Annotated in this window: 22 protein-coding genes and 1 rRNA gene; 1 reads left to right on the top strand and 22 read right to left on the bottom strand. The window is 37.3% G+C overall.

Annotated features, from left to right (window positions below; genetic code table 11):
- Positions 1 to 172 precede the first annotated feature (172 nt).
- The 11 genes from spoVG to metG all read right to left on the bottom strand — a co-directional run bounded on the left by spoVG (position 173) and on the right by metG (position 10,275).
- Positions 173 to 463, bottom strand: a complete 291-nt coding sequence (spoVG, locus tag ACFQU5_RS17100; RefSeq protein ID WP_036197863.1) for a septation regulator SpoVG — start codon at positions 461 to 463, stop codon at positions 173 to 175.
- Positions 464 to 617: 154 nt separating this feature from the next.
- Positions 618 to 992: a RidA family protein gene (locus ACFQU5_RS17095; protein ID WP_390290540.1), complete on the bottom strand. Its 375-nt coding sequence runs from the start codon at positions 990 to 992 to the stop codon at positions 618 to 620.
- A gap of 1 nt (position 993) precedes the next feature.
- On the bottom strand, positions 994 to 1,821 hold the full coding sequence (gene purR / locus ACFQU5_RS17090) for a pur operon repressor (RefSeq protein WP_390290538.1): 828 nt from the start codon (positions 1,819 to 1,821) through the stop codon (positions 994 to 996).
- Positions 1,822 to 1,953: 132 nt separating this feature from the next.
- Positions 1,954 to 2,820 (bottom strand): 4-(cytidine 5'-diphospho)-2-C-methyl-D-erythritol kinase, encoded by an 867-nt coding sequence (ispE, locus tag ACFQU5_RS17085; RefSeq protein ID WP_390290535.1) that lies wholly within the window; start codon positions 2,818 to 2,820, stop codon positions 1,954 to 1,956.
- A gap of 199 nt (positions 2,821 to 3,019) precedes the next feature.
- Complete coding sequence (locus ACFQU5_RS17080; RefSeq protein WP_390290532.1) at positions 3,020 to 3,214, bottom strand: small, acid-soluble spore protein, alpha/beta type; 195 nt, start codon at positions 3,212 to 3,214, stop codon at positions 3,020 to 3,022.
- 103 nt (positions 3,215 to 3,317) lie between these two features.
- Positions 3,318 to 3,578: a biofilm formation stimulator Veg gene (gene veg, locus ACFQU5_RS17075; RefSeq protein WP_390290530.1), complete on the bottom strand. Its 261-nt coding sequence runs from the start codon at positions 3,576 to 3,578 to the stop codon at positions 3,318 to 3,320.
- 148 nt (positions 3,579 to 3,726) lie between these two features.
- Complete coding sequence (gene rsmA, locus ACFQU5_RS17070) at positions 3,727 to 4,614, bottom strand: 16S rRNA (adenine(1518)-N(6)/adenine(1519)-N(6))-dimethyltransferase RsmA (RefSeq protein WP_390290527.1); 888 nt, start codon at positions 4,612 to 4,614, stop codon at positions 3,727 to 3,729.
- A complete protein-coding gene (gene rnmV / locus ACFQU5_RS17065) occupies positions 4,607 to 5,173 on the bottom strand; it encodes a ribonuclease M5 (RefSeq protein ID WP_390290524.1) in 567 nt (188 codons plus the stop codon). The genes rsmA and rnmV overlap by 8 nt, the downstream gene beginning before the upstream one ends.
- 782 nt (positions 5,174 to 5,955) lie before the next feature.
- Positions 5,956 to 7,158 (bottom strand): ubiquitin-like domain-containing protein, encoded by a 1,203-nt coding sequence (locus ACFQU5_RS17060; RefSeq protein WP_390290521.1) that lies wholly within the window; start codon positions 7,156 to 7,158, stop codon positions 5,956 to 5,958.
- Positions 7,159 to 7,292: 134 nt separating this feature from the next.
- A complete protein-coding gene (locus ACFQU5_RS17055; protein ID WP_390290518.1) occupies positions 7,293 to 8,063 on the bottom strand; it encodes a TatD family hydrolase in 771 nt (256 codons plus the stop codon).
- Between the two features lie 247 nt (positions 8,064 to 8,310).
- The gene (gene metG / locus ACFQU5_RS17050) at positions 8,311 to 10,275 is read right to left on the bottom strand and encodes a methionine--tRNA ligase (RefSeq protein ID WP_390290515.1); all 1,965 of its coding nucleotides are present in this window, start codon (positions 10,273 to 10,275) and stop codon (positions 8,311 to 8,313) included.
- A 367-nt stretch (positions 10,276 to 10,642) separates the two neighbouring features.
- Here metG and abrB point away from each other — a divergent pair, with 367 nt between their 5' ends.
- Positions 10,643 to 10,921: a transition state genes transcriptional regulator AbrB gene (abrB, locus tag ACFQU5_RS17045; RefSeq protein WP_107936282.1), complete on the top strand. Its 279-nt coding sequence runs from the start codon at positions 10,643 to 10,645 to the stop codon at positions 10,919 to 10,921.
- A gap of 157 nt (positions 10,922 to 11,078) precedes the next feature.
- Here the strand turns inward: abrB and rsmI are convergent, their stop codons facing one another.
- The 11 genes from rsmI to rrf form a co-directional block, all read right to left on the bottom strand.
- Positions 11,079 to 11,951: a 16S rRNA (cytidine(1402)-2'-O)-methyltransferase gene (rsmI, locus tag ACFQU5_RS17040; protein ID WP_390290512.1), complete on the bottom strand. Its 873-nt coding sequence runs from the start codon at positions 11,949 to 11,951 to the stop codon at positions 11,079 to 11,081.
- Positions 11,948 to 12,211 carry a GIY-YIG nuclease family protein gene (locus ACFQU5_RS17035; RefSeq protein WP_390290509.1) on the bottom strand — a complete coding sequence of 88 codons (264 nt, stop codon included), beginning with the start codon at positions 12,209 to 12,211 and terminating at the stop codon, positions 11,948 to 11,950. The genes rsmI and ACFQU5_RS17035 overlap by 4 nt, the downstream gene beginning before the upstream one ends.
- Complete coding sequence (locus ACFQU5_RS17030; RefSeq protein ID WP_390290506.1) at positions 12,195 to 12,944, bottom strand: tRNA1(Val) (adenine(37)-N6)-methyltransferase; 750 nt, start codon at positions 12,942 to 12,944, stop codon at positions 12,195 to 12,197. The genes ACFQU5_RS17035 and ACFQU5_RS17030 overlap by 17 nt, the downstream gene beginning before the upstream one ends.
- 247 nt (positions 12,945 to 13,191) lie before the next feature.
- Positions 13,192 to 13,548: a DNA replication initiation control protein YabA gene (yabA, locus tag ACFQU5_RS17025; protein WP_282992010.1), complete on the bottom strand. Its 357-nt coding sequence runs from the start codon at positions 13,546 to 13,548 to the stop codon at positions 13,192 to 13,194.
- 23 nt (positions 13,549 to 13,571) lie between these two features.
- Complete coding sequence (locus ACFQU5_RS17020) at positions 13,572 to 14,387, bottom strand: PSP1 domain-containing protein (RefSeq protein ID WP_390290503.1); 816 nt, start codon at positions 14,385 to 14,387, stop codon at positions 13,572 to 13,574.
- The gene (gene holB, locus ACFQU5_RS17015; RefSeq protein ID WP_390290624.1) at positions 14,380 to 15,384 is read right to left on the bottom strand and encodes a DNA polymerase III subunit delta'; all 1,005 of its coding nucleotides are present in this window, start codon (positions 15,382 to 15,384) and stop codon (positions 14,380 to 14,382) included. The genes ACFQU5_RS17020 and holB overlap by 8 nt, the downstream gene beginning before the upstream one ends.
- A gap of 116 nt (positions 15,385 to 15,500) precedes the next feature.
- Positions 15,501 to 15,941, bottom strand: a complete 441-nt coding sequence (locus tag ACFQU5_RS17010; RefSeq protein WP_390290500.1) for a YaaR family protein — start codon at positions 15,939 to 15,941, stop codon at positions 15,501 to 15,503.
- A gap of 159 nt (positions 15,942 to 16,100) precedes the next feature.
- Entirely contained in the window at positions 16,101 to 16,430 is a 330-nt protein-coding gene (locus ACFQU5_RS17005) for a cyclic-di-AMP receptor (RefSeq protein ID WP_036197895.1), read from the bottom strand.
- A 52-nt stretch (positions 16,431 to 16,482) separates the two neighbouring features.
- A complete protein-coding gene (gene tmk, locus ACFQU5_RS17000) occupies positions 16,483 to 17,118 on the bottom strand; it encodes a dTMP kinase (RefSeq protein ID WP_390290496.1) in 636 nt (211 codons plus the stop codon).
- A 19-nt stretch (positions 17,119 to 17,137) separates the two neighbouring features.
- On the bottom strand, positions 17,138 to 18,559 hold the full coding sequence (locus ACFQU5_RS16995) for an aminotransferase class I/II-fold pyridoxal phosphate-dependent enzyme (RefSeq protein WP_390290493.1): 1,422 nt from the start codon (positions 18,557 to 18,559) through the stop codon (positions 17,138 to 17,140).
- Positions 18,560 to 19,388: 829 nt separating this feature from the next.
- Positions 19,389 to 19,475, bottom strand: a 5S ribosomal RNA gene (gene rrf, locus ACFQU5_RS16990); the annotation flags it as partial.

Below are 19,475 nucleotides of genomic sequence, written 5' to 3'. Positions count from 1 at the left end.
GATCTTTGAGTCCTCCAATTTTATTCATATTCTATTATGACTATATAGTAAATTCAGTGGATTTTCAAGGTTTCCAAGCTTGACAAATCAATGACATCTGCATTGGAAATTTTTGATAATTGCATACAAAAAAGAGCATACTCGTATTTGAGTAGGCTCTATTGTTTACAAACTATGCATTTGCTTCTTCAAGTTGCAGAACTTCTTCTTCACTAGATGCGTGATAAGCAGCTAGTACAACTTCTTGAAGTTTATTTCTTGTATCAGAATTAATAGGGTGTGCGATATCACGGAATTCTCCGTCTGGTGTTCGCTTACTTGGCATTGCAACAAATAATCCGTTGTTGCCATCAATCACACGTATATCATGTACGACAAACTCGTCGTCTAATGTAATTGAAGCAATCGCTCGCATGCGACCATCAGTTTGGACACGTCTTAATCTTACGTCAGTTACTTCCATTCTTTCACTCCTCTCTTCTATGATGCCTTTAAAAGATATGATTCTACAAAAATTTCAATTTCCCTTCTTTTATTATACAAAAATTTGAAAAATTATAAATATTATTTATAAAAAAAATGATGGATGCTATTTTTGCCTCCATCATCTTGCTATTCTACTCTACTACCGCAATTACTTCGATTTCTACTTTTACATCCTTTGGCAATCTAGCAACTTCTACAGCTGAGCGAGCTGGTTTATGGTCACCGAAATGGTTTGCATAGATTTCATTCATAGCAGCGAAGTCATTCATATCCCCTAAGAAAACAGTTGTTTTTACAACTTTATCTAGTGAGCTTCCTGCTGCTTCTAAAACAGCCTTCAGGTTTTCGAATACTTGATTTGTTTGTGCTACGATATCACCTTCTACTAATTCGCCCGTAGCTGTTAAAGGAATTTGTCCAGAACTATAAAATATTCCGTTTACTACGATACCTTGTGCATATGGTCCAATTGCTGCTGGTGCATTTGTTGTAGATACTGTTTTCATTTTATTTTCTCTCCTTTAAAAAGTAATTACCTTCGCTTAAAGCAATCGTACGATCCTTTTCATTCACAGCATGAAGTTTCACTAAAGAATAGTAATCGTCTACTAGTGTTTCATCTGCATGTTCGGCTTCAACCAGAACAGCCATTCCAGCTAGCTTACAGTCAAATTCCTCCAGTAGATTTTTCATCCCATTCATAGTTCCGCCAACTTTCATAAAGTCATCGGTAATTAGGACGCGTTGGCCGCCTTTCATACTGCGTTTAGAAAGCACCATTGTTTGAATGCGACGGGATGATCCAGATACATAGTTAATACTAACGGTAGAACCTTCTGTTACTTTACTGTCACGGCGTACCACAACAACAGGAACATTTAAATGTCTCGCTATCGAATGGGCAATCGAGATCCCTTTCGTTGCCACCGTCATAATGATATCAATTTGTTGGTCAGCATAGATGCTTGCAAATACTTTTCCAACTCGATTCATAAGTTCCGGATTTCCTAGCAAATCAGTCATGAACAAATAACCGCCTGGCAGCAAACGGTCAGACTGACTTAACTCATTAATCAAGATTTGAATAATCTCCCGCACTTCGTTATCAGACATTTTAGGGATATATTTCACCCCGCCTGCAGCTCCAGGTACTGTCATCAACAATCCGATTCCCTTTTCTTCAAACGTTTCTTTAACAATCGATAAATCCTCACTTATAGATGATTTGGCAGATTGATATGTTTCAGAAAAAAAGGTAAGCGGGATTAGCTGATGTGGATGCTCAAGTAAATAATACGTCATATCAACAAGACGTTCGCTTCGCTTCCATTTCACGAGATCCACTCCAATCCTACATGTAAAATTAACTGCCTACTTATAACAGCAGACAGTTCTCTTAATTTCCTTCATTTGTAGCATTTTTTAAACACGAATATTTTATAGAAAAAGTACCACAAACATACGCATTTAAGCAAGTGAATTCCTTTCACCTAATAAACGAACCGCAAAAACCTCATCACAAAATCCTCTTAAACCGTTATAAATTCTCCCTAATCTTGATTCATTATCTACTAAACCAAACACAGTAGGGCCACTGCCACTCATTAATACGGCGTCCGCTCCAAAGCGTTTCATTTGTTCTTTGATCATGACAACTTCCGGATGTAAATTAAATGTAACGGACTCTAATACATTCCCAAGAGAATTACACATTAAGTCATAATCGTTTGTTTCAATCGCTTGAATCATTTGTTTCGTATTAGGGTGTTCTACGCCCTCAATACTTAACCCACCATACACTTGAGCAGTTGATACACCGATTTTTGGTTTAGCTAAAACTACCCAACAAGTCGGAGGAGCTGGTAATTTTTGAATTTTTTCCCCGCGTCCAGTCGCGAGTGCCGTCCCACCATAAATACAAAACGAAACATCGGACCCGATTTTGGCACCTAGTTCAGCCATAGTATCGATAGGTAAGTCTAAATTCCATAGTTCATTTAACCCTTTTAATGTAGCTGCAGCGTCGCTGCTACCGCCAGCTAGTCCAGCAGCTACCGGTATTTCTTTTTCAATCGAAATAGTTACACCTTCTGCTATGCCATATGTATCTTTGATTAACTGGGCTGCTTGATAAGCAAGATTTCGGCTATCGTCCGGTATAAATCCATTTGTGGAAATAATTTTGATTAAACCATCACCTCGTGACTCTAGTCCAATTCGGTCACTTAAGTCAACCGTTGTCATAATCATTTCCACCTCATGATAATTATCAGGGCGCTTATATAAAACATCTAATGTTAAATTTATTTTCGCAGGGGCTTTTACATAAAGCATATATGTCCTCCTTGGATTGCCATTCAAATCTTTTTTGTAACCTTTAATTTGAGCTTCAATACTTCCATATATTTTACCATATTGTATATACAAGTGTCGCTAGCTCATTATTTCTTGTCTGATTTAAATTGAATATCAGTTCTTATGTAAAGTAAAAGCCAATAGACCCCGATTAGGAGCTATTGGCAAAATGTCAACACTACTTATTCATATCGTTTTGGTTTTGCTGTGCTAGACCTTGTTCGGCCATTTCAATTGCTCGCTTGACCATATTACCTGCATCACGTGACTTAATTCCACCCCAGCCTTCACGTTCGACTACATCATAAAATCCGAGTTCCTTGGCTATCTCTTCTTTTAGACGACTCGACATGATACCTTTTCTTCTGGCCATGCAGTTTTGCCTCCTTAGGAATAAGTAGGTTGACAATCGTAGTATGTGCGGAAGAAAATAAAAAACACTCAAAATTTGAGTGTTTTAATAAGACAAATAAAAACTATTTGGCAATGGCAACCTGTACATCATCTAAAAATGTAATTTCTACTGCTTCTGTTAAAATATCCGTGTAGCTATAAGAAACGCGTTTACATGCGTTATCTTCTTGATCGAGTTCTACGACAAAGACTGCGTGATATGTGTCACTAAGTACTCCATCACACTCAACCGTTTTCTTGCGACCTCCGTTTGCTTTTAATCGCAAACGTTTTCCCAAATTACCATCTAGAGACTTCTTAATGTCAGCTAACGTTTTTGGCATTTCGCATACACCTCACTACACAATATTATAGCCCATTTATGGGTAACTGTCAACAAATTATAATATTTTATCAGCAGACAAATATCCTTGTCAACTTTTTTTATATAAAAATTTTATAAATGTTATAGATTATAGAATCACGTTCAAATTATTGTACATTGCAAAAGTGAGGATAAAGTGCATCTGCCAATTTACCGAACTCTTGAATTGACAAGGTTTCTCCTCTTCTTGTTGGTTCAACATCCGCTTTTTCAAGTGCTTCCAGTATAAGCTGCTTCTTTTCCTTCCCTGCTGGAAGACCTGATTGAAGGTTATTTAGTATCGTCTTTCTGCGTTGTGCAAAAGAAGTTCTTGTAACTTCAAATAGGAAATCCTCATTGATGACTCTTACAGGCGGTTCATCATGCTTTATTAGACGAATAACGGCAGAATCAACATTGGGTTGCGGCATAAATACAGTCTTCGGAACAACCATTGCAACTTCAGCTGTAACGTAGTATTGAATGGCAATCGATAGTGAACCATATTCCTTTGTACCTGGCTTTGCCGTAATACGATCCGCTACTTCTTTTTGCATCATAACGACAAATCCGCGTATTGGAAGACGATCATTTAGCAATTTCAATAAAATTGGTGTTGTGACGTAATAAGGTAAGTTTGCCACAACCATGATATCTTCTATACCTGTCATTTCCTCTTTTATAACTTTTTCTACGTCTGCTTTTAAAATATCGGAATGTACAATTGTCACATTATTGTATGGGCTTAATGTATCTTCTAGTACCGGCAGAAGACGTTGGTCAATTTCAAAGGAAACAACCTTTTTTGCCGCGCGCGCAAGATGCTCCGTTAATGCACCGATCCCTGGCCCTACTTCAATGGCTCCGCTATTTTCTGTCAAATCTGCGTGGCTTACGATATTACGTAAAATATTCGGATCTATTAAAAAGTTTTGTCCTAAACTTTTCTTAAATGAAAATCCATATTTATTTAGAATTTCTTTTGTTCGTATAGGTGTTGCGATATCTTTATTCATATTGTTCCTCCTGATTTAGTTGAACTACGGCCTCTCCAAATTGCTCGGCAGTAATTTGAAACATTGCTAGTCGTTTATGCAATTGTTTACCATTCGTCATCCCAATATTCAGGATTTCTCCTAAACGATTGCGGCGTTGCTTTGATTGTGGATGTCCAATCAAGCGCGCTAATAGCAAATCTTCCAATGTAATATCTATTTCTGTTTTAAAATCGAGATTTGGTGTATATACATGACGTAAAGCTTCACGGATATCTTCATCACGTGCATGTTCGATTCCAAGTCCTTTTCCGTTTTTTGCAATGGTTTTTTCCTTTGCTAAAAACGCGTGCTTTACACCAGGAACTCGTTCTTCGATAATTGCACGTATGCGGCGCCCCGGATAATCTGGGTCTGTAAAAACAATGACACCACGTTTTGAATGCGCGTGTGCGATACGACGAATAGTTTCCTCGGAAATAGCGGAACCGTTTGTTTCAATTGTATCTGCATTTACTGCTCTTTTAATCGCCGTTGTATCATCTTTTCCTTCTACAACAATGATTTCTTGTATATTCAAAAATATACCCCTCTTCTAAAGCAATCTCTGCTTATAATAACACGAAAAGTGATGTGACGTCGTTTTGATTCGTTTGATAGATGTTGCATGGAGAAACTTAAGATTGCTTAGAATTATTTATATAGACTTTGCTAGATGGGCGTAATTAGCACATATGCAGCTCGGGCTACCTTGTAGTGGTTTCTGCGAAAACTTAAAATGTGGGTAGGACTGAGAAGATTGATAGTAGATGTGTGCAATTCAAGCTCTATATGGACAAATCGGACATGTTTGAGTTTGGGATGTGTCACTATACAGGCTCCAACTAGACTAATCAGCGTTGTTTGATCTTGGTTGTGTCACCATACAGACTCTAATCAGACTAATCAGCGTTGTTTGATCTTGGTTGTGTCACCATACAGGCTTCAATCAGACTAATCAGCGTTGTTTGATCTTCGATGTGTCGGCATACAAGCTTTACTATAAATTTTAAAGGCCTTAATCATGATAACAATCCAGCTACATCAGGGGTTTTGTCAAAAGCTAATATAAAGGCCAGACCAAAAAGTTAAGACTTCTAGACTTTCTGGTAATAGTGTACATAGCTTCCATAGTAGGATACGGTTTCTGCAAGCAAACAGCTATCTAAATTCACGTATATACGTGGTATTCTTCTCATTTATGAAACACATCCACAGTTACTTTCACTTTAAATTATCCAAAGGAAAAGCCTTCCTGTCAGTCTACAGGAAGGCTTTCATCATTTTGGTTGAATTATGCTAAACTTTTTGTATATTACTAGTTTAATTTAAAATTTTAACGCGTACTTTTTTGCGGCCCCAACTATTTGCTTTTGAATTAGAACCTATAAATACGTCGATTTTATTTCCTTTAATTGCACTGCCTTTATCAGCAGCGATGGCATTTCCATAACCTTCAACCCATACTTTTGTCCCTAATGGAATAACACTTGGGTCTACAGCAATTACCTTCATACCATCTTTCAAGGTTAATCCAGTTGCCGTTACACCTGAACAGCCTGAGCAATTAGCAGTGTAAGCTGTTGCCGTTACATAAAATTCTTTACTGCTGCTAGAAGCAGAACTGTTACTACGGGAAACAGCTGCTGTTACAACCTTTGTTCCAACGGCTACTACTTTCGTAGTCGGTTTTTGAATCACTTCTTCGGCTTTAACTACTTTTTGTACTACCTGACCATTTTTCTTCGTAATTTCATAAGTACGAGCAACTTTACCCGCCTCGCCTTGTGTGATTACTTTTTCTTTTCCCTTTAGCAATGAAGAGTCTGATTTCGTTTCTACTGCGAAATCAATAGATTCTTCCACTACATCGGTAACCTTTTCTACGCGAACAACTGTGATTTTATCTTCTGGGGCAATTACTTTCTCCAGACCATTTTCAACACGATCAAACTCATTAAGCTGAATTCCCTGTTGTTTCAAAAAGTTAGCGACCGTAGTCGAAGTGGACCAAACTTGTCTTTCTTCTAAACCATCGACAAGCGTTAACTGAAACGCCTTTTGAATATCAATTTGGTTAGTCTCGCCTACTTCTGCGTCCAGAGCAGCTGATAATACATCATGCTCTGTTACTTCGATATTTGCTTCTTCCAAAATGTTCTTCACTTTACTTTCAGTTGTCCATACCTTTGACTGACTTCCGTCAACTGAAATTGTGACTTCTCTTGCTTGTTCCCAATCAATCGTCAAACCATTAACGATTTTTGTATTCAGTGAGGGTGATACTTTATCATATTGAGTGATTGCGATTCCTTCTGATTCTAGAAGGTCGCCTACTGTATTTGCGTGTGTTGATATTTCTTTTTCTTTTCCGTTTGCATTCACTACCACCGAGTCCTTGGTGACTTGAAATACTACGAATGATACTACTGAAACAAACAGAATCAGTGAAATCACACCAACTACTGTTTGCTTACTCCTCAATGATCCTCGGAACAAGTTTTTCATGGAAATTATTTTTGACATGAAAAAACGCCTCCTTAGCACTCGTTGGATTATACGGACTACTTTTCTAGCTGTCAACCAAATTAACTTTTCAAGAATTATAGTCCATTTATACGAAGCCTTCCTAAACGCAGTATTGGAGGCATTTAGGAAATCTATTCATCGAGATTAAAAAATTTAATAGCATTTGAGGTTGTCGCTTGTGCAACTTCTTCAACTGATAGCTCTTTTTGGCGAGCAATTTCTTCAGCAACTAATGGCACATATGACGGTTCATTACGCTTTCCGCGATAAGGATGTGGTGCTAAATAAGGAGCGTCTGTTTCAATCATTAAATGCTCTAGCGGAATTTCTTTTGCTACCTCTTTTGGCATTCGGGCATTTTTGAATGTAACAGGGCCTCCTAAACTAATCATGAAATTCATGTCAATACATTCACGAGCAGTTTCAACACTACCACTGTAACAATGCATAACACCACCAATTGATGCTGCATTTTCTTCGCGTAAGATTTTTACAACATCGCCAGTTGCTTCACGATTATGAATGATGATTGGTAGTTTCAATTTTTTTGCTAGATGAATTTGTTTACGGAATAGTTCCTGTTGTACCTCCTTTGGTGATTTATCCCAATAATAATCCAAACCAGTTTCGCCAATACCGACAACTTTTGGATGAGCGGCAAGTTGTTCAATCCACTCTAAATCTTCGGATGTACAATCAATCGCATCAACAGGATGCCACCCAATAACCGCATAGATAAATTCATAATCATCTGCAAGCTTCATAGCTCTTTCGATTGTTTTTCGATCGAACCCAACTACCACCATTTTTTCAACTTTCGCTTCTATTGCTCTCTCGATTACTTGCTGTAAATCTTCATCATACTGATCTGCATTTAAATGGACATGTGTATCTATAAACATACTTCATTCTCCTAACCTATTGTATTGGATATAAACATTTCGTAGTTGACAATAAAATTACAGAATTATTACAGGGTGAATTATTTGTGTCATAAATCATACAATTTTCCACTTACTTTAGTAATATTTCCCTATTTCGACATGTACTTTTTATCATTTTATTATAATAGTATAGTGTTTTAGAATAACTTCGAGTGAAAAGCCTGTTGAACGAAGTTTGTCCAACAGGCTTATTTATTATTAATAATTATTTTACTTTTGCACCATTTTGAAGTGTTGGATCCACTGTTGCGAGTGTTAAAACACCATCATGTGATCCCGCTAGAATCATTCCTTGAGATAATTCTCCACGGAGTTTTACAGGTTTTAAGTTTGCCACAACAATAACTTTTTGTCCCACCAATTCCTCTGGTTTATAATACTGTGCAATACCAGATACAACTTGGCGTTGTTCGTAGCCAAGATCAACTTGAAGTTTTAGTAATTTATCTGCTTTTGGGACTGGTTCGCACGCTGTAACAGTCGCCACTCGCAAGTCCACTCTCATAAAATCGTCGATACTGATTTCAGGTACTTCCGGAACTTCTACTTCTGCTTTTTTCTCCTCTTCTTGAGGTGTTTTCACAGATCCTCTCATTTGTTCTCTTATATAAGCAACTTCAACTTCAACGTCTAAACGCGGGAAAATCGGAATTCCTTTTTCTGCCACTTTAGTATTTGCTGAAATAGTATTTCCGAATGTTTCAATTGTTTCCCAAGTCAGATGAGTCGCGTCCAAACCTAATTGTTCGACAATTTGCTTAGGTGTTGACGTCATAAATGGCTGAAGCATAACAGCAATGTGACGAAGACTTTCAGCCAAGTTCAACATTACAGAGGCAAGTTTCCCTTTGTTTTCCTCATCTTTCGCTAATACCCATGGCTGTGTTTCATCGATATACTTGTTTGTACGTGAAACAAGTGACCAAACATCGGATAATACAACACTAAATTGCATTTTTTCGATATTTTTCTCATATATTAAACGCGTTTCTTTTGCATGAATCTTTAAAGCGGCATCATATTCTGTTTCAACCAGGTTTTCAGTTGGAATAATGCCATCAAAATACTTATTCATCATGGATACAGTACGATTCAATAAATTTCCTAGATCATTTGCTAAGTCAAAGTTTGTTCGTTCAACAAAGGATTCAGGCGAGAATACGCCATCTGAACCAAATGGCAATTCGCGAAGAAGGAAGTATCTTGTCGCATCTAATCCATAACGTTCAATTAACATTTCTGGGTATACGACATTTCCTTTCGACTTCGACATTTTTCCGTCTTTCATCATAATAAAGCCGTGTGCAAATACTTTCTTTGGTAATGGAAGATCTAGGGCCATTAAGAAAATTGGCCAATAAATCGTATGGAATCGAACAATATCTTTCCCAACTACATGCACATCTGCTGGCCAGTACTTGTTAAATAATTCCTCGTTATCTGAGCCATATCCTAAAGCTGTAATATAATTTGTCAGTGCATCCACCCAAACATAAATAACATGTCTTGGATCACCTGGAACTTTAATTCCCCAGTCAAACGAAGTACGAGAAACAGATAAATCCTCTAATCCAGGTTTAATAAAATTATTAATCATTTCATTTTTACGTGATTCCGGCTCGATGAATTCAACGTTATCTTCATAATATTGCAGTAGGCGTTCTGAATATTTCTTCATATTAAAGAAGTAAGATTCTTCTTTAACTTTGTGTACTGGTCTTCCACAATCCGGGCAATTTCCATTATCTAATTGAGTTTCCGTATAAAATGATTCACAAGGTGTGCAGTACCAGCCTTCATATTCACCTTTATAAATATCTCCATTGTCTAAGAACTTTTGAAAAATTTTCTCTACACTTTTTTTATGGCGTTCTTGTGTAGTTTGGATAAAATCATCGTAGGAAATATCCATTAAAGCCCAAAGTTTCTTAGCGCTTTCAGCAATTTCATTTACATAGTCTTGAGGATTTTTGTCAGCTTCTGCAGCCTTTTCTTGAATTTTCTGTCCGTGCTCGTCCATTCCTGTTAAAAAGCGAACATCATATCCTCTTAAACGTTTGTAACGCGAGATTGTATCTGATGCAACTGTAGTATAAGCGGTACCGATATGAAATTTACCACTTGGATAATAAATTGGGGTTGTTATATAAAATGTGTTCTTTTCATTCACGTATAATGGCCTCCATTGTCAACTTTATAATGTTTATTTTATCGAAGTAAGAAAATTGTTTCAATGAAAGAATATTATTACAGGGATTTGTCGAAAAATATGACTAGAAAAAGGTGTAAAATCACTGGCACTTTTCCACTATATATTTTGTTTTATAATAATAATCTCCAATTAAAGCGATTTATAATTACTAAACCTCATTTATCTATAATAATGTTCACAACATGTTCACATCAAGTTTCAACCATTAATACTAAATAATTGACGTATATGGGATTACTTGGTATGATTCTATTCAGAAAGAAAAAATATGTCGAATTTTGACGAATGTAAAATATATTATACAAACATAGGAGGAAATATTGTCATGAAATCAACAGGTATCGTTCGTAAAGTAGATGAATTAGGACGTGTAGTTATTCCTATTGAACTCCGTCGCACACTAGGAATTGCAGAAAAAGATGCATTGGAAATTTACGTTGATGACGATAAAATTATTCTTAAAAAATACATGCCTAACATGACTTGTGCTGTAACTGGGGAAGTATCTGATGAGAATTTCCGTCTTGCTGGTGGGAAATTAATTTTAAGTCCAGAAGGCGCGGATATTTTAGTAAAAGAAATTCAACAACACTTTTCAAAATAATATATGAGAAAATACAATCTTCGCAGAACTTGCGAGAGTCGTTTTCATTAATTTCTCAAACGAAAAAAGGAGATCTCATTAGTGGGTGAGATTCTCCTTTTTAATTACTATATATTACACAGTTTTCTTCAATACTCGGAAGCAAAATTTATAAGCGTTATACGTGATAGTGCTGATATACATCACGTTTACCTAATCCTCTCAATTTTGCCACTTCTTTAATGGCATCTTTTGAGTTCATTTGATTTTCTTCTATTAAATAGTCAACGTGTTCTACTATTGAAAGGTTTGTCCAATAGGCTGTTTCTTCCTCTTCCATCTCACCATTTACATTTCCTTCTAATATTACACAAAATTCGCCTCGGATTTCATTTTCATTTACCCAATTGAGTGCATCTGAAATAGTTCCGCGCAAAAACTCTTCAAATTTCTTTGTCAGTTCTCGTGCTAATACAATTTTCCGATCCCCTAAAACAAGGTCCAAATCTTTTAATGTTTCTTTCAGTCGATGAGGAGCTTCATAAAAAATCATTGTCTCTTCACGCTTTCCTAACTTCTCTAGCTGCAGTCTACGCTCTTTTTTTTGACGACTTAAAAAACCAAAGAAGTAAAAGGGCTGCGGTGTAATCCCCGATGCGATTAATGCGGTTAAAGCCGCGTTGGCCCCTGGCACTGGCACAACTGCAAAATCTTCTTCAATCGCTTTCACCACAATATCCGCACCTGGATCTGAGATACAAGGAAGACCGGCATCACTAACTAAGGCAACAGATTTTCCTTCTCTTAAATAGCCGAGCAGCTTCTCTCCTCCTTGTTCGAGGTTGTGTTCGTGATAGCTCACAAGCGGTGTTTGAATTTCGAAGTAATTACATAGCTTCTTTGTATTTCGTGTATCTTCCGCTGCAATCACATCTACTTCTTTTAAGATTCGCAGTGCACGTACCGTCATATCCTCTAAATTTCCTATTGGCGTTGCCACTAAATACAGACAGCTTCCTTGTTCATGCAGACTGCTTTTTTGCGATTTCATGTTGGTGCCCCTCCGATATACTTCAATTTATCATTTCGTTTTAATTGTTTAAATGCGTATTCCGCACGCATCGCCTCTTGCTTTGTTTCATAGGTCTCATAATAAACGCATTTTACAGGTAGATGTGCTTTTGTATATTTTGCTCCCTTCCCAGCATTATGAGTTGCCACTCGTTTTTCCAAGTTATTTGTGTAACCCGCATAGAGAGACTGATCTGCACATTCTAATACATAAAAGAAATGATTATTTTTTGTCTCCATAAAGAATCTCACTCACTTCATCCGTATACTCATTGTTCTCATTATATACGTATAATGGAGGTAATACTTTTAAATCTGGTTTCCCATCTTTAATTCCTTCTATTAATAATGTGTTGGCTTCCTTTCCGAATTTCGGATAGACAAAACGAATTCGTTTCGGTTCAAGACGATGTGCCCGCATTGCTGTTACAATATCAAGAAGTCTTCCCGGACGATGAACAAAGGCAGCCTTTCCACCCTGTTTAAGTAATTTACTTGCTGACTCAATTGCTTCATCCAGCGTGAGATATAGTTCATGACGTGCAATTGCATAATGCTCGCTAACATTTTTATCACTTAGTTCATGTGCTAAAAAATAAGGAGGATTACATGTCACTGCGTCATATTTTTCTATTCCCAGTTGAGGTGGTACCGTCTTTACATCTCCAAGAACCATTTTGACTCGGCTTTCTAATCCATTGTATTTTACACTGCGTTCAGCCATATCAAATAGTCGCTCTTGTAATTCGACACCAATAATTTCAGCCTTTGTACGGGCACTTAAAAACAAGGGTATAACACCATTTCCAGAACAGAGATCGACAATTTTCCCTTTATTTATAGGGACATTGACAAACCTCGATAATAATACTGCATCTAATGAAAAAGAGAAAACAGACGGACTCTGAATAATTCTTAAATCCTCAGCCAATAGATAATCCAGCCGTTCATCTTCTTTTAACCACTGTTCCATAAAAAACCTCCATATGCATCCACTGTGTAGTGGTTGCCTAAAACCACTATCTGCACCTTTAAATTAATATTAGGCACCCATATATCCAATCAGGAAAGGATAAGTTACTTTATTTATACTTTCACTAACCTTTCGATTCTATTTACTTATATCATTGTACTATCAAATAAGAATTAATAAAAATTAAACAAAAGAAAAGACTGAAAGCCACATTAAGTGGTATCAGCCTTTTACCTAAAGAGAGAACTTATGCATTTTGTTTATTTAAAAACGATAGACAAAATAAACAATCTTCACCTTTTCGAGAACCGCCAAAATGCACATGGCAAACATGGAACCCTTCTTGGTATAGACGTGCTAAATTATCATACCCCTCGCCAATATCTAATAAGCTTACTTTCTCTTCATTGCTACTCTCATCTGTAGAATCTGTAGATAAAAGCTCTTCTAGACGTCTACGTAGGTGAAGGTTTTCCGTTTGAATTGCTTGATGATCTTCCACCATATGTGCAACATATTTTTTTAAATCATTATATTGTTGCTGTAGCGATTCGAGCTGTTGTTCGAATTCCATAACAGTATCTAAGAAATTACGGTCCTTCACTAGAAAGCCACCCCATTGTTTATCTAAATCAAATTCTTCTCACATTCAATAATTTCTTCTAAAGTATATTCAACAGAACGTACCTGCTCTTCTAAGAACACTTGAATCAACCGTTCTAACACATTAATTCCTACTACTTTACCTGGGCCATCCGGTGTCATTGTTGAATCACCGATATCAGGCATTCCTACCTTAGCGTTTTCATAATCATCATTCTCATACTTTAGACAACACATAAGACGACCGCAAAGGCCAGAAATTTTCGTTGGGTTTAATGAAAGGTTTTGGTCCTTCGCCATTTTAATGGAAACTGGATCAAAATCCCCTAAAAATGTCGAACAGCAAAGCATTCTGCCACAAGGGCCAATACCGCCAAGAAGTTTCGCTTCATCACGCACACCAATTTGACGTAACTCAATACGTGTACGGAAAATCGAAGCTAAGTCCTTTACTAATTCTCTGAAATCCACTCTTCCTTCAGCCGTAAAGTAAAAGATAATTTTGTTTCGATCAAATGTATACTCAACATCAACTAACTTCATTTCTAACTTATGTTCACTAATTTTAGTGTTGGCTAGTTCAAAAGCTCGCTGTGATTCTTGCCTATTTTCATCAACTTGGATTCGATCACGTTCGTCTGCTGGGCGTAAAACTTGTTTTAGTGGTAAAACAACATCATTTTCCCCAACTTGCTTCATCGGAACGACAATCTTTCCGTACTCGACCCCTCTTGCTGTTTCTACTATGACATACTGCCCAATTTCAAGTAGAAATTCACCGGGGTCAAAATAATATATTTTACCCGCTTTTTTAAAGCGGACTCCTACTACATTATACAAATGTATACCCCTCCTGCAGATTAAGCATTAGCTGCTCCATCAAAAGCGATCGATTCATATTGCGCTGCAAATTTTGCCTTGCTTGTAAAATTGCTTGCAATTGATCAGACAGACGATCATACGTTGTGTGTAACGCAATTTCCTTCCAACTTTGTAACATGTCTGGATATGTACAAGAGCTTTGAGGATTCGCCTTTATAGCTACAATATCACGATATGCGAATAGTAGTAAATCTAAGGCTCGTTCTATCTCCTCTTTTTCTTTAAAGGAAAGCAGCCAATCTTCATAGACAACCAATAATGCCTCATGGACATTTTTTCTGACTGTCTCTACTAATTTTAACACTGTTTTTCTTGCATGTGCAAACTGCTCATCATGTGCCAATAAAATAGCCGTTTCTAAGTTGTTTGTCAGCATACTGACAGTAGATGCCATTGAAAAGGTGATACCTTGTTCTTGAAGTTGCTTTAATAAAATATCCCGTGGAACAGTAGCAAATTTTATATGTTGGCAACGTGACTGTATCGTCGGCAGAATAGACTGATAGCTTTCTGTTAATAAAATAGCTGTCACATTACCCTCGGGCTCTTCTAAAAATTTTAGTAGTGTATTAGCGGAAGATGTATTCATACGATCAGCATGATGTAGGACATAAATTTTACGCCCCTCTTCCATGCTTGTTTTCGTCATTCCAGAAATAAGGTCTCGAATTTGGTCGATTTTTATAAACTGTCCGTCTGGTTCCAGCTGTTTTATATTCGGATGATTCCCGGTTTCAATACGTTTGCAATTTCGACATGTTTCACATGGAACATTATTCGACGGGTTCAGACATAAAAGTAGTTTTATGAAGAACATTGCTATTGCTTTTTTGCCTGTCCCTTTTTCACCATCAAATATGTACGCATGTCCGGTTCTATTTTTCTCAAAAATCGTTTGTAACTGCTTCATTACTACAGGCTGTAAAACCTTTAGCTCTTCCACATTTTCTACCACTTTGTTCACCTTTTTCTCTAAACGTAACATTTAATGAAAATAGTTAAGTCTTCCTAATTTCACTTTTCTTAGAAAAAACCCCGTGTCCCATACAGGAAAGTAAGTAGACACGGGTTTTACATATATAAATTAACTAGCAATCCCTTGATTTCACCAATTTTATCAAGCAAATCGATTGAACTCTTCTCTTCATTTAAAAGATCCTGTGCAAGTTCTACTAATCGCTCATCAATCGTTTCAACAATTTTCAGGCGACGCCCTTCTCCGAAGCGATTCCATGTATGAGATTGTTTCATATCAAGACCATATTCAACAGCTTCTTGCAGGAAACGTTTGATTAGCATTTTAAAACGAGTCAATTCACGCAAGTTACGAGACCTTGCCACACGGTCACCAGCTGCAGATATATCGCCAATTAATCTCGTTAACTGCTCTGTTTGTAGCTTTGAGCCTTGTTTTACAAGCACTTCACTAAAGCGATTTCCGGATTGGTTCGGCTGTTTTATATCTTGATGATTCGTTTTTAAACCTAAACGTAAATCTTGATTTATCTTCAATTACCTTTCGCCTCCACCTAATCACAAAACCAGTAGCTTAAGTGTCTATATATTTAAGCACCCGCCATTGGTAACACCTATTATCGAATATAAATCTTACTATATAAATTCTACAATACTTTGTTGAATAAATTATACGAAAATTTCTACTAAATTAGGTTAGAAATGGTGGAACTGTTCGATTGGTAATACAAAAACTGTTGCTCCCCCAACTTCAACTTCAATGGGGTACGGTATATAAGAGTCTGCATTGCCACCTAAGGGCGAAACAGGTGATACCATCTGTTCGCGGGAACGACAATTATCTCGAATAATATCAAGCAATTGGGGGATTAATGCATCCTCCGTTCCAACGATAAAGGTTGTATTTCCTGAACGTAAAAAACCACCAGTACTTGCTAATTTTGTTGCACGAAAATTATTTTTAGTTAACGCGCTAGACAAACGATTACTATCTTGGTCCTGAACGACTGCAACAACTAACTTCATCCGCACTCACTCCCATATATTGAATTGGTGTTTATATTATAGCACACTTCATTTACTTTTCCTCTAGTGACTTACATATCAGACGCCAGACTTCTTCTACTACTTTCTCCACAGACTGATCAGCATTTACTACTTTAATTCTATTAGGATAACGTTTAACTACTTCATGATAGCCTTCCCTAACCTTTTCATGAAATGATAAGCTCTCAACATCAAGTCTATTCAACTCCCGCTCATTGTGTGCATGAATGCGGGCTAGTCCAACTGCAGGATTCAAGTCAAATAAAATTGTTAAATCAGGCATCTGTTTCCCAATAGCGAATTCATTTATGGATAAAACTTCGTCCATGCCAATTCCACGAGCATAACCTTGATAGGCTAATGAAGAATCGATAAAACGATCACATAATACCAGTTTGCCTTGTTTCATTGCCGGCTCTACTTTTTCAAAAAAATGTTGGCTTCTGGCAGCAGCGTACAATAGTGCTTCTGTTCGCTCATCCATCGCTGTATTGGCAGGGTTTAAGATTACTTCCCGAATCTTTTCCGCAATTTCAATTCCACCTGGTTCTCGCGTGGCTAAGACGTCAACGTTTTGCTCCCGTAGTCGCTCAACGATTTGGTTTAAAATTGTCGTTTTCCCCGCTCCTTCTGGGCCTTCAAATGTAATAAATAAATTGCTTTTCATTTCTATATTCCTCCGACTATTACTTTATGACGTAAATCAGCTTTTCGTTCAAATGATGTTGCCCTTGAAAAGCTGCACCCATCGCAAGTAACTCCTCTAGTTGACTTAACTTTGCCACAGTAATTTTTTCTCCAGGCAAAAATAATGGTATTCCAGGTGGATATGGGATAAGCATACTTGCTGCAACACGACCAATCGCCCGCATATATGGAACCCATTCTTTTTCAAGCTGTTCCATTTCATCAAAGGAATACTCCGGTATTGAAACGGTAGTATATTCATTGGATGGTGTAACCGTTTCAATAGTATTTACCCCTTTTTCTCTTATATTAAAAATTGCTTCTTTAATACGTATACGCGCCTCTGCGAATGGATACGTTTGTCCATGTTTTAAAAGAGGTAAAATAAATAATACTTGATAAGGATCAGCAAGCTCTACAAAAATCCCTTGTTGTTCAAGTACTTCTTTTAACTGGAACCCTGTATATCCCGGGAAACGTAATAATAGCTTCAACGGGTCATTTACTTCAATCACTTGTAAAGGTTCTATTGAACGCAATGCTTCAATCCACTGATTTCTTTTCTGTTTTAAATAATTTGCATCACTTTCTAAATAACTATCTATATAGTCTCTTGCGTCATCTAAAGAAGCAAGAAGCAGATAGGATGGACTACTTGATTGAAGCATTCTTAGATAATGATTAATCTTTTCTGCTTTAATCAATTGAGAGTTCACATGCAAAAACGATGCCATGGTCATAGCTGGAAGTGTTTTATGTGCAGATTGTACAACGACATCAGCTCCAAGTTGGATGGCAGAGGGCGGAAATGATTGGCTTGCTATAAAATGTGCTCCATGTGCTTCATCAACAAGAACCGGTATTTTCATTTCATGACACAATTCGATTTGTGTCTCTAGCTCCTGACCTGCTACGCCATAGTAGGTTGGATAGGTTAACACTACTGCTTTCGCATCCGGATGAAGCAGCAACGCTTCTTTTAATGCAGTCGTTGGAACAGCTCCGGGAGTCTTTGTTGTGGTATCCCATGCCGGTGCCAAAAAAATAGCTTTTGCCCCGACAAGCTCCAATGCATGGAAAATTGATTTATGTGCATTTCTTTGTACTATAATTTTTTCATTTCGTTTACAGGTTGCATAGATCATTGCCAGATTTCCCACTGTTGAGCCGTTCACTAAGAAGAAGCTTCTATTCGCTTGATATGCCTTCGCTAAAAGCAATTCAGCCCGTGCAATGGCTTCTTCTGGATGATGATAATCATCCAAGCCTGTTAACTCTGTTAAATCGTATGTAAGTGCGTCTTTGATAGTGCTTGGTAAGTTTGATAATAAGCCGTTTTTATGCCCCGGAACATGCCAACTCAACGGCTCCATCTCAGCAAAATTTTGTAGCGCCGAAACGACCGGTCTTTCCCTTTTCATCTTCTCACTCCGTTCATTTATCCCTTTCTATTATAGTCGCAGAGAGTGTGAAAACGGAAGTGAATAGGTTAAAAGAGCATGACTAGAAAAAAATACTATTCAATGTTTTTTTGACTTTATGCAACATCCCTTATTTTTCATCTATTTCCTCTCCTCTTCAATTAATTCTCTTTCTTTTGTATAGGAGTAAAGCGTATCTCCTATGATTAGGTGGTCCGAAAGTTTTAACAATCCAATTGCTTTTTTTCAAATACCTTCTCGCTACTGCCAAGGTTGTTGTTGTTTCCATATCTGCTACCGTATGATCATTTAATGCCCAATTACTAATCATTTCTTCTGCTTTAAGCAGCATTGCACTGGTAATAGGAAACTTCCATCTAAATAGGAGTATCCTTTTTTTACATTAATCTAGTTGATATAAGTTATAACACTTCAATAAAAGACTAATATATTCCGCACTGTCTTACGTTTGCTAAATGACACCTGACTCTAAAGTTATATTGTTGAGAATTACCAATACTACATCAACAACATTCTAGGCAAACGTGTACAGAGTGAAGCTTTAAACAGCTTTTTTACTTAGCTCATATCAGTCTTAAATTTCCATTTCTCTTACCAAACAAAAACCGCTGAATTTCAACGGGTTTGTTTTCCTAGCAAATTCCTACTTTCACAGGGTGTAACCATCTACCATCGGCGCTAGACTCCGAAGTGCATATGATATGGCGGCTGACCACGTTACCCGCGTCGTGCCAATTAACCTTCAATCTTATTAGTTGGTCACTTTTTTACAATAAAAAAACCGCTGAAAACTCAGCGGTTTACTTTTGCCTAGCGACGTCCTACTCTCACAGGGGGAAGCCCCCAACTACCATCGGCGCTAAAGAGCTTAACTTCCGTGTTCGGTATGGGAACG

The organism is Ureibacillus sp. GCM10028918 (assembly GCF_042666115.1).
GTDB lineage: Bacteria > Bacillota > Bacilli > Bacillales_A > Planococcaceae > Ureibacillus.
Note: the sequence above shows the minus strand (reverse complement) of the source record. Positions and strands in the feature narration are given on the sequence as shown.